The following is a 10,541-nucleotide window of genomic DNA, read 5'->3' as shown; positions in this document are numbered from 1 at the left end:
GTACTGCACTAGCGCGCCGCGCGGTTGACCGCCGACACGACCGCCCGCAGCGACGCGGTCGTGATCGACGGCGCGATCCCGACGCCCCACACCGTGCGGCCGTTGACCGACGCCTCCACGTAGGCGGCGGCCTGCGCGTCGTCGCCGGCGCTCATCGCGTGCTCGGAGTAGTCGAGGACCGCGACGTCGAACCCGACGTCGCCCAGCGCGTGCACGAACGCAGCCAGGGGGCCGTTGCCGGCGCCGCTGACCTCGGTCTCCACCCCGTTGACCTTGACGGTGGCCGCGATCGTGGTGGTGCCGCTGTCCTCCTCGGACGCCTCGACCCGCTGCTTCATCCGCTCCAGCGGCCACACCGGGGCCAGGTACTCTTCGTAGAAGGCGTCCCACATCTCCTTCGGGGAGACCTCCCCACCCTCACCCTCGGTGATTTTCTGGATGGCCTGGGAGAACTCGATCTGCAGCCGCCGCGGCAGCGCGAGGCCGTGGTCGGACTTCATGATGTAGGCCACGCCGCCCTTGCCGGACTGCGAGTTGACCCGGATCACCGCCTCGTAGGTGCGCCCGACGTCCTTGGGGTCGATCGGCAGGTACGGCACCTGCCAGAGCATGTCGTCGACGTCGGCGTCGGCGGCGTCCGCGTCGATCTTCATCTGGTCCAGGCCCTTGTTGATGGCGTCCTGGTGGCTGCCGGAGAACGCGGTGTACACCAGGTCCCCGCCGTAGGGATGCCGCTCGGGCACCGGCAGCTGGTTGCAGTACTCCACTGTGCGACGGATCTCGTCGATGTTGGAGAAGTCGACCTGCGGGTCGACGCCGCGGGAGAACAGGTTGAGCCCCAGCGTCACCAGGCACACGTTGCCCGTGCGCTCGCCGTTGCCGAACAGGCAGCCCTCGATCCGGTCGGCACCGGCGGCGAAGCCCAATTCGGCTGCGGCAACGGCAGTTCCGCGGTCGTTGTGCGGGTGCAGGCTCAGGATGACCGATTCCCGGTTGGCCAGGTTGCGGCTCATCCACTCGATCGAGTCGGCGTAGACGTTCGGGGTGGCCATCTCCACCGTGGCGGGCAGGTTGAAGATGATCGGGTTCTCCGGGGTCGGCGCGATGATCTCGCCGACGGCGTCGCACACCTGCCGCGCGTACTCCAGCTCGGTGCCGGTGTAGGACTCCGGTGAATACTCGAAACGCCATTGTGTGCCAGGGTATTTGGCGGCCTCCTCGACGCACTTGCGGGCGCCGTCGGTCGCGATGGCCTGCACCGCCGCGCGGTCGGCGCGAAAGACCACGCGGCGCTGCAGGATCGACGTCGAGTTGTAGAAGTGCACGATGGCCCGCGGCGCGCCCTCGCACGCGAGGAAGGTGCGCTCGATGAGTTCGGGCCGGCACTGGGTGAGCACCTGGATGGTGACGTCGTCGGGAATGGCGCCGTCGGTGATGATCTCGCGCACGAAGTCGAAATCGGTCTGACTGGCCGAGGGGAAGCCGACCTCGATCTCCTTGTAACCCATGCGCACCAGCAGATCGAACATGCGGCGCTTGCGGGTCGGGCTCATCGGGTCGATCAGCGCTTGGTTGCCGTCGCGCAGGTCCACCGCGCACCACAGCGGCGCGCGGTCGATGACGCGCTCGGGCCAGGTGCGGTCGGGCAGCCGGATGGGCTCGACCTCGTCGGCGAAGGACCGGTACCGGTTGACCGGCATCGCCGAACCGCGCTGGGGATTCCACCCGGGCTGGCCGGGCGCCGGCGGGCCCGCGGGTTTGACGATGGATCGTTGCGACGTATAGGCGTCGGGATTGGAAGTCACGGTGATTGCTCCGGGGGTGTCAGAAGGAACCTCAGACCGGCGCATCGCGAACACCCGCGACGGGAGGCCGGTCTGGATCAGACCCCGTCGCGGCGTCCGAGGAGGAGCACCCGCTGCACGACGAGAACTCTACCGCGGTTGGCGCCACGGAGAAAATTGCGCGAAAGCCGTCGCGCGTGCGGCGACGGCCTCCCGCGTGCGTTGAGGGCGGGAAACCCGCGACAATTCAGCCGTGAACGCACCCGCGAAGCCGTGAGTTCACCCCGGGCGCCTCGCCGGGAAAATCGCGATGTGCAGGCACGTATTCTGTTGTGGACCTAAACGCCTGTGGGAAAGGGAGACAGTGGCGCTCGTCGTGCAAAAGTACGGCGGATCCTCGGTGGCCGACGCCGATCGGATCCGCCGCGTCGCCGAGCGCATCGTCGCGACCAAGAAGCAGGGGAACGACGTCGTCGTGGTGGTCTCCGCCATGGGTGACACCACCGACGACCTGATGGACCTGGCCCAGCAGGTGTGTCCAGCCCCGCCGCCGCGGGAGCTCGACATGCTGCTGACCGCCGGCGAGCGCATCTCCAACGCGCTGGTGGCCATGGCGATCGAATCGCTGGGCGCGCAGGCGCGCTCGTTCACCGGCTCGCAGGCCGGCGTCATCACCACCGGCACCCACGGCAACGCGAAGATCCTCGAGGTCACGCCCGGCCGGTTGCAGGAAGCGCTCGACGAGGGGCGCATCGTGCTGGTCGCCGGGTTCCAGGGCGTCAGCCAGGACACCCGGGACGTCACCACCCTGGGCCGCGGCGGGTCGGACACCACCGCGGTGGCCCTGGCCGCCGCCCTGCACGCCGACGTCTGCGAGATCTACACCGACGTGGACGGCATCTTCAGCGCGGATCCCAGGATTGTGCACAACGCCCGCAAGCTCAACACCGTGACGTTCGAGGAGATGCTCGAGATGGCGGCGTGCGGCGCGAAGGTGCTGATGCTGCGCTGTGTGGAATACGCCCGCCGCTACAACATCCCGGTGCACGTCCGCTCGTCGTACTCGGACAAGACAGGCACCGTCGTCGTCGGATCGATCAAGGACAAGCCCATGGAAGACCCCATCCTGACCGGAGTCGCGCACGACCGTAGCGAGGCCAAGGTGACCGTCGTCGGCATCCCCGACATCCCCGGCTACGCGGCCAGGGTGTTCCGGGCCGTCGCCGACGCCGAGGTCAACATCGACATGGTGTTGCAGAACGTCTCCAAGGTCGAAGACGGCAAGACCGACATCACCTTCACCTGCTCGCGCGACAGCGGGCCCACGGCGGTGGCGAAGCTGGACGCGCTCAAGGACGAGATCGGGTTCACGCAGCTGCTCTACGACGACCACATCGGCAAGGTGTCGCTGATCGGCGCGGGCATGCGCAGCCACCCCGGCGTCACCGCGACGTTCTGTGAGGCCCTGGCGGAGGTCGGCGTCAACATCGAGCTGATCTCCACCTCGGAGATCCGCATCTCGGTGCTCTGCCGCGACACCGAACTGGACAAGGCCGTCGTGGCGTTGCACGAGGCGTTCGGGCTCGGCGGCGAGGAGTCGGCGACGGTGTACGCGGGGACGGGTAGATAGATGGTTGCTATCGGGGTAGTGGGGGCCACCGGCCAGGTGGGCCAGGTGATGCGCAGGTTGCTCGACGAGCGGGACTTCCCGGCGACTGGTGGCGAGCTAAAGGTGCGGTTCTTCGCGTCGGCCCGCTCGCAGGGACGCAAGCTGGCATTCCGCGGCCAGGAGATCGAGGTCGAGGACGCCGCGACGGCCGACCCGACCGGGCTGGACATCGCGTTGTTCTCCGCGGGCAAGACGATGTCGCTGGTGCAGGCGCCGCGGTTCGCCGCGGCGGGCGTGACGGTGATCGACAATTCGTCGGCGTGGCGCAAGGATCCCGACGTGCCGCTGGTGGTGTCCGAGGTGAACTTCGAGAGAGACGTCGCCGCCGGCGCCCGGTCCCTCAAGAAGGGCATCATCGCCAACCCGAACTGCACCACCATGGCCGCGATGCCCGTGCTGAAGGTGCTGCACGACGAGGCCGAACTGGTGCGCCTGGTGGTCTCCAGCTACCAGGCGGTGTCGGGCAGCGGGCTGGCCGGGGTCGAGGAACTGGCCACCCAGGCGCGCGCGGTCATCGACGGTGCCGAGCAGTTGGTGCACGACGGTTCCGCCGTGGAGTTCCCGGCGCCCAAGACGTACGTCGCGCCGATCGCCTTCAACGTCGTGCCGCTGGCCGGCTCGCTGGTCGACGACGGCTCCGGGGAGACCGACGAGGACCAGAAGCTGCGGCACGAGAGCCGCAAGATCCTCGGCATCCCCGAGCTGGCCGTGAGCGGCACCTGCGTGCGCGTCCCGGTCTTCACCGGCCACTCGCTGTCGATCAACGCCGAATTCGCCCGGCCGCTGTCGCCCGATCGCGCCCGCGCGCTGCTCGACGGCGCGCCCGGTGTGAAGGTGGTGGACGTGCCCACCCCGCTGGCGGCCGCCGGCGTCGACGAGTCGCTGGTGGGCCGCATTCGGCGTGACCCGGGGGTGCCCGACGGGCGTGGGCTGGCCCTGTTCGTGTCGGGCGACAACCTGCGCAAGGGCGCGGCGCTGAACACCATCCAGATCGCCGAACTGCTGGCCGCCCAGTTGTGATCCGCGGGTGAGCACCGCCCCCACTCGACTGGTCGCGCGGTGCTCGCTTGCATTGAGCCTGGTTGCGCCGCAATGGTTTTGGATTGCCCACGCCGACCCCCCGGCGCCGGCCCCCGAGCCGATCGTGGGTCCGCTGGCGCCCGGTCAGGTGTTGCGGATCGGCCCCACGGCCGGCACCGGCACGCCCACCGGGGACTACGGGATCGGCGCGACCGACCTGTGTGAGTTCGTCGAGTTCCCCACCGAGCTGCTGCAGGTCTGCGGCGACAGCTTCGCCGGCCAGGGCGTCGGTTTCGGCGGCTGGTATGCGCCGGTGGCCCTGCACGTGGACAGCGCGTCCGTCGACGACCCCGCCGGGGTGCGCTACACCGGCGTGACCGGAATCGGCAAACCGCTGCTGGCCGATCCCGCCCCGCCCGGCGCCTCGCAACTGCCCGCGGGCGTGGTGCAGGTCAACCGGCGCAACTACGTGCTGGTGACCACGACGAAGAACCTGGAGCCGCAAAGCTCGCGGCTGGTGACGGCCGAACCGCAGCGGGCGGGCTGGCAGACGATCGCCGGTTCCCGCCGACCCGCCTCCTACCAGGGCGGCTCGCAGACCCAGATCAGCGGTTACTACGACCCGATCCCCACCCCGGACTCGCCGACCGGCTGGGTCTACATCGTCGCCGACAGCTTCACCCGCCGGGACCCGGTCCTGCTCTACCGGGCCACCCCGCAAACGTTCACCGACCGGTCGCGGTGGCAGGGCTGGGCCGGTGGTCCGGGCGGCGGCTGGGGGAGGCCCCCGACCCCGCTGTGGCCGGACGCGGTCGGTGAGATGTGCGTGCGGCAAATCGACGGCAAGGCCGTGCTGTCCTACTTCAATTCGGTCACCGGCAACATGGAGGTTCGCGTCGCCGACGACCCGACGTCGCTGGGCGACGCCCCGGTGACCACGGTGGTGCAGCATGCCGAGTGGCCGGAGCCCGCGGAGAGCCTGCCGCCGCCCTACGACAACCGGCTCGCGCAACCGTACGGCGGATACATCTCGCCCGGTTCCACGCTCGACGAGCTGCGAATCTTCGTCAGCCAGTGGGACACCCGCGCCCGGGTGGCCGCGCCGTACCGGGTGATCCAGTTCGCCGTCAATCCGTTCAAGCCGGAGCAAGCCAACTGACACGAAGGACAGCGACCGCAAACGTTGCCGCCAGCTCGGCGACAGCCGATCGCGACATCCTCACCGCGGCGGATACCGGCAATTGTTTCCGTCGGGTTGTCTCTTCCTCACAGTGCCGTGCCCCCCGCTTTCGTCCTTACGGTCAGCGGCGTAGGCGCGATGAATGTGCGTGCCATTGAGTCCGAGATGAGGGCGAGGATTTGCTGATGACCGAAGCCGGGAAAGTTGCGCTCCTCGGTGGTGCCGCCGCGGTCGTGCTGGCCGTCACGTGCGTAGGTGCCGCCACCGCTTCGACGACGATGCAGCCGGCGACCGGCCCGTCAGCGCCCGCGGCACCGCCGTCGACCAGTTCCACGCCGCCCTCCCCCCAGCCGCTGCCGCCCGTCGAGGAGTTGCCGCGTGACCACGACCTTGGCGGCGGAGCCGGCGGCGGCATGGGCTAGCGGGCCCGGCGCGCTCCACGGCGGGATCCAGTCGGATCCCTGCGCCACAGGCGCGATTTCAGCTCACAGCTGCTACATAACCGACGCATAGCCGCGACTACTGTTAACGGCTTCATCATTTGTCTCATGAGTGAAGCATCTGAATCCCCCACCGCGCGGACCTCCACCGCAACCGCACCGGCGCCCGCCGCGGCGCAACCGCTGTACAAGACCCCCAGGGTCTTCATCGCCGCGGCATGGGTCGCCATCGTCGCCGGCGTCGTGTTCATCGTCTCCGTCATCTTCTTCACCGGAATGGCCCTGGGGCACCACGGCGGTCACCATCACCACCATCACAAGCACCCCGCCGCGTGGATGCACCCGCACCGCATGGGCGGCCCGGGCGGTCCGGGTGGCCAGGCCGGCGTCCAGCAGGGCGGACCCGCGTCGGCGACCCCCGGCGCGCCCGGTCCCGGCCAGATTCCGTCCTCGGTCGCCCCGTCCCGGACGCCGTAGTCCCGATCAACCCAGCAGCCCGGTGCTCGGCAGAGCACCGGGCTGCGCGTCATGTCGGCGGCGGCAACCGGCCGCCGCATTTCGATTCACAGCAAGTTTTGTGGGCTGAACCTGTTATGCCCGTCGCAACCCGGGGCATCATGCAGGCATGAGCGAGACACCCGAACCGCCGAAGACTCCGCCCACTCCCGCCGACGCGGCCGCCGCGCCGCCACCGCCGCCGCTCCCGGAACGGGTGAAGCCCCCGCGGCTCTATAAGGCCGCGGCGTGGGTTGTCATCGTCGCCGGCATCGTCTTCATCATCGCCACCGTGTTCTTCGCCGGTGCGTTCGTCTACGGGCACTACCACCACTGCCACCATCACCACGGCCAGATGTTCAAACCGGGCGGCGGCCCCGGCGGCCCCGGCGGCCCCGGCCGCGGCCCGGGGATGAGCGGTCCCGGCCAGCAGCCGACCGGCGTCAGCCCGGCGCCCGCGTCGCCGGCGCCCCGGCCGTAAACCCCCACGGTATTGGCGCGCAAGAGTTTTCGTCGCCAACGCCCGGAGTCAGCCCAGCAAACGAGGAGATAGCGACATGACGGAGCGCTTCACGACCACCGACGCCGGCATCGCCGCCCCCAGCGACGACCAGTCGTTGACGGTCGGCCCCGACGGCCCGATCCTGCTGCAGGACCACTACCTGATCGAGCAGATGGCCCAATTCAACCGGGAACGCATCCCGGAGCGTCAGCCGCACGCCAAGGGCGGCGGCGCCTTCGGCACGTTCGAGGTCACCAACGACGTCAGCAAATACACCAGGGCGGCGGTCTTCCAGCCCGGCACCAAGACGGACATGCTGGCCAGGTTCTCCACCGTCGCCGGCGAGCGCGGCAGCCCGGACACCTGGCGCGACCCGCGCGGCTTCGCGCTGAAGTTCTACACCAGCGAGGGCAACTTCGACCTGGTCGGCAACAACACGCCGATCTTCTTCATGCGCGACCCGCTGAAGTTCCAGCACTTCATCCGGTCCCAGAAGCGGCTGCAGGCGAGCAATGTGCGCGATCACAACATGCAGTGGGACTTCTGGACGCTCTCGCCGGAGTCCGCGCACCAGGTGACCTGGCTGATGGGCGATCGCGGGATCCCCAAGACGTGGCGGCACATGAACGGCTACAGCAGCCACACCTACAGCTGGATCAACGCCGCCGGCGAGATCTTCTGGGTGAAGTACCACTTCATCACCGACCAGGGGATCGACTTCCTGACCCAGGAGGACGCCGACCGGTTGGCCGGCGAGGACGGCGACTACCACCAGCGCGACCTGTACGAGGCGATCGAGGGCGGGGACCACCCGAGCTGGACGCTGAAGATGCAGGTCATGCCGTACGAGGAGGCCCGGGACTACCGGTTCAACCCGTTCGACCTGACGAAGGTGTGGCCGCACGGCGACTACCCGTTGATCGACGTGGGCAAGATGACGCTGAACCGCAACGTCACCGACTACCACACCGAGATCGAGCAGGCCGCCTTCGAGCCGAACAACACGGTGCCCGGCACCGGGCTGAGCCCGGACAAGATGCTGCAGGCGCGCGGGTTCTCCTACTCCGACGCGCACCGCGCCCGGCTGGGAACCAACTACCGGCAGATCCCGGTCAACACGCCGAAGGTCGAGGTGAACAGCTACTCGAAGGACGGCGCGATGCGGATGAAGAACGTCTCCGACCCGGTCTATGCGCCCAACTCCTACGGCGGGCCGCACGCCGACCCGGCGCGCGCCGCCGAGGTGCGCTGGCACGCCGACGGCGACATGGTCCGCGCCGCCTACATCCTGCACGCCGAGGACGACGACTGGGGCCAGGCCGGCGCCATGGTCCGCGACGTCCTCGACGACGCGGCCCGGGACCGGCTGGCGCATAACATCGTCGGGCACGTCTCCAAGGGGGTGAAGGAGCCGGTGCTGTCGCGGGTGTTCGAGTACTGGCGCAACGTCGACCCCGACCTCGGCAAGAAGGTCGAGGAGGGCGTGCGGGGGCAATAGCCGACGTTCGCCACCCGGCGGCCGCCCTGGCATGATCGAAAACCATGACCATGCGGATCTGTGCCGCGGTGGTTGTCGCGGGTGCGGCGGTCGGGACGGCGCTGGGCGTTCCGGTTGCGGCCGCGCACCCGTCGGAACCGGGGGTGGTGAACTACGCGGTCCTGGGTAAGGGGTCGGTAGGCAACATCGTCGGTGGGCCCATGGGCTGGGAGTCGGTGTTCACCCAACCGGTCCAGAACGACTGGGTGGACGTTCCGGTGTGCAACAACTGGGCCGACATCGGCCTGCCCGACGTGTACGACGACCCGGACCTGGCTTCGTTCAACGGCGCCGTCACCCAGACGTCGGCCACCGACCAGACCCACTTCGTCAAGCAGGCGGTCGGGGTGTTCGCCACCAACGACGCCGCCCGGCGCGCCTTCCACCGGCTGGTGGATCGGACGGTGGGCTGCTCGGGCCAGACCACCGCGATGCACCTGGACAACGGCGCCACCCAGGTGTGGTCCTTCGACGGCGGGCCGCCCGGGCCCGCCGACGCGAGCTGGACCAAGCAGGAGGCCGGCACCGATCGGCGGTGCTTCAATCAAACCAGGCTGCGCGAAAATGTCGTGCTACAGGCCAAGGTCTGCCAATCCGGCAACGCCGGGCCGGCGGTCGACGTGCTGGCAGGGGCGATGCAGAATGCGCTGGGTCAGTGAGCCGGGTGCGGCGGCCCGGCCGGGAATGCTTGAAATTCGGCGCGGGCGGGAATATGTCGGACCCATCTGCTAGATGAAGTAGTGGCGGTTGCCGTTCCCTCAGCCGGTGGGAAGGCGGGCCGCGGACGCGAAAGTTCAGGCTTGCTAGGGCCCGAAGGGATAGTGATTTGACGTTCGCCGCTATCACTACCGCGGGCACCGAGCTGGGCAGCTCCGAGATGGCCGATTCGCAGGCGGCCGCGGGCTACATCGCCGACGGCTGCCTGGTGGATTCCCCGCTGGGGCGGGTGGGCCTGGAACTGGAGGCCCATTGCCACGACCCGGTCGACCCGCACCGCAGGCCCGGCTGGGACGAGATCGCCGGGGTGCTGGGGTCGCTGCCGGAGTTGCCGGGTGGCAGCCGGATCACGGTGGAGCCCGGCGGTGCGGTCGAGCTGTCCGGCCCACCGGCGGACGGGGTGCTGGCCGCGATCGACGCGATGCGGCGCGACCAGGCCGTGCTGCGGTCGGCGTTCGTCGACGCCGGGCTTGGCCTGGTGTTCCTCGGGGCGGACCCGCTGCGGCCGCCCAAGCGCATCAACCCGGGCGCGCGCTACCGGGCCATGGAGCAGTTCTTCGCGTCCAGCCGGTCGGGCGAGGCGGGCGCGGCGATGATGACGTCCACCGCGTCCATTCAGGTCAACCTGGACGCCGGGCCGCGGGCCGGCTGGGCGGACCGGGTGCGGCTGGCGCACGCGCTGGGGCCCACGATGATCGCGATGGCCGCGAACTCGCCGATGCTGTGCGGCGGGTTCACCGGGTGGTCGTCCACCCGGCAGTGGGTGTGGGGCCAGATGGATTCGGCGCGGTGCGGGCCCGTTTTGGGCGTGAGCGGGGACGACCCGGGCACCGACTGGGCGCGCTACGCGCTCAAGGCCCCCGTGATGCTGGTCCACTGCCCGGACGCGGTGGCGGTCACCGATTGGGTCCCGTTCGCCGACTGGGTGGACGGCCGGGTGTTGCTCGGCGGCCGCCGCCCCACCGTGGCCGACCTGGAATACCACCTGACCACGCTGTTCCCGCCGGTGCGGCCGAGGCGCTGGCTGGAGATCCGCTACCTCGACAGCGTGCCGGAGGACTTCTGGCCGGCCCTGGTGTTCACCCTGGTCGCCCTGCTCGACGACCCGGTCGCCGCCGGCATCGCGGCCGAGGCGGTCGAGCCGGTGGCCACCGCGTGGGACACCGCGGCGCGGTCGGGCCTGCGCGACCGGCGGCT

10 protein-coding genes are annotated in these 10,541 nt (G+C 69.7%); 9 read left to right on the top strand and 1 reads right to left on the bottom strand.

The features are described from left to right. Positions 1-8: 8 nt before the first annotated feature. A complete protein-coding gene (leuA, locus tag HMPREF0591_RS01885; RefSeq protein WP_425270115.1) occupies positions 9-1,850 on the bottom strand; it encodes a 2-isopropylmalate synthase in 1,842 nt (613 codons plus the stop codon). Positions 1,851-2,148: 298 nt separating this feature from the next. Here leuA and HMPREF0591_RS01880 point away from each other — a divergent pair, with 298 nt between their 5' ends. The 9 genes from HMPREF0591_RS01880 to egtA form a co-directional block, all read left to right on the top strand. After that, on the top strand, positions 2,149-3,414 hold the full coding sequence (locus HMPREF0591_RS01880) for an aspartate kinase (RefSeq protein WP_007166694.1): 1,266 nt from the start codon (positions 2,149-2,151) through the stop codon (positions 3,412-3,414). Continuing rightward, the gene (locus HMPREF0591_RS01875) at positions 3,415-4,473 is read left to right on the top strand and encodes an aspartate-semialdehyde dehydrogenase (RefSeq protein WP_007166693.1); all 1,059 of its coding nucleotides are present in this window, start codon (positions 3,415-3,417) and stop codon (positions 4,471-4,473) included. Positions 4,474-4,480: 7 nt separating this feature from the next. Next, positions 4,481-5,632, top strand: a complete 1,152-nt coding sequence (locus HMPREF0591_RS01870) for a DUF4185 domain-containing protein (RefSeq protein ID WP_040620907.1) — start codon at positions 4,481-4,483, stop codon at positions 5,630-5,632. A 206-nt stretch (positions 5,633-5,838) separates the two neighbouring features. Beyond that, positions 5,839-6,075, top strand: a complete 237-nt coding sequence (locus HMPREF0591_RS30220; RefSeq protein WP_007166691.1) for a hypothetical protein — start codon at positions 5,839-5,841, stop codon at positions 6,073-6,075. 126 nt (positions 6,076-6,201) lie between these two features. After that, positions 6,202-6,570, top strand: a complete 369-nt coding sequence (locus HMPREF0591_RS01860; RefSeq protein WP_007166690.1) for a hypothetical protein — start codon at positions 6,202-6,204, stop codon at positions 6,568-6,570. Between the two features lie 148 nt (positions 6,571-6,718). Continuing rightward, the gene (locus HMPREF0591_RS01855) at positions 6,719-7,069 is read left to right on the top strand and encodes a hypothetical protein (RefSeq protein WP_007166689.1); all 351 of its coding nucleotides are present in this window, start codon (positions 6,719-6,721) and stop codon (positions 7,067-7,069) included. Positions 7,070-7,145: 76 nt separating this feature from the next. Continuing rightward, positions 7,146-8,588 carry a catalase gene (locus HMPREF0591_RS01850; RefSeq protein WP_007166688.1) on the top strand — a complete coding sequence of 481 codons (1,443 nt, stop codon included), beginning with the start codon at positions 7,146-7,148 and terminating at the stop codon, positions 8,586-8,588. A 50-nt stretch (positions 8,589-8,638) separates the two neighbouring features. Continuing rightward, positions 8,639-9,286 carry a sensor domain-containing protein gene (locus HMPREF0591_RS01845; RefSeq protein ID WP_085981556.1) on the top strand — a complete coding sequence of 216 codons (648 nt, stop codon included), beginning with the start codon at positions 8,639-8,641 and terminating at the stop codon, positions 9,284-9,286. Between the two features lie 167 nt (positions 9,287-9,453). Beyond that, positions 9,454-10,541, top strand: a 1,088-nt coding sequence (egtA, locus tag HMPREF0591_RS01840) for an ergothioneine biosynthesis glutamate--cysteine ligase EgtA (RefSeq protein WP_007166686.1), incomplete at its 3' end; no start/stop codon positions are given.

Source organism: Mycobacterium parascrofulaceum ATCC BAA-614, from assembly GCF_000164135.1.
Lineage (GTDB): Bacteria > Actinomycetota > Actinomycetes > Mycobacteriales > Mycobacteriaceae > Mycobacterium > Mycobacterium parascrofulaceum.
Note: the sequence above shows the minus strand (reverse complement) of the source record. Positions and strands in the feature narration are given on the sequence as shown.

Coding starts and splice junctions, on each gene's coding strand:
- leuA (WP_425270115.1), bottom strand. CDS start 1,850: ATGCGCCGGTCTGAGGTTCCTTCTGACACCCCCGGAGCAATCACCGTG.
- HMPREF0591_RS01875 (WP_007166693.1), top strand. CDS start 3,415: ATGGTTGCTATCGGGGTAGTGGGGGCCACCGGCCAGGTGGGCCAGGTG.
- HMPREF0591_RS30220 (WP_007166691.1), top strand. CDS start 5,839: ATGACCGAAGCCGGGAAAGTTGCGCTCCTCGGTGGTGCCGCCGCGGTC.
- HMPREF0591_RS01860 (WP_007166690.1), top strand. CDS start 6,202: ATGAGTGAAGCATCTGAATCCCCCACCGCGCGGACCTCCACCGCAACC.
- HMPREF0591_RS01855 (WP_007166689.1), top strand. CDS start 6,719: ATGAGCGAGACACCCGAACCGCCGAAGACTCCGCCCACTCCCGCCGAC.
- HMPREF0591_RS01850 (WP_007166688.1), top strand. CDS start 7,146: ATGACGGAGCGCTTCACGACCACCGACGCCGGCATCGCCGCCCCCAGC.
- HMPREF0591_RS01845 (WP_085981556.1), top strand. CDS start 8,639: ATGCGGATCTGTGCCGCGGTGGTTGTCGCGGGTGCGGCGGTCGGGACG.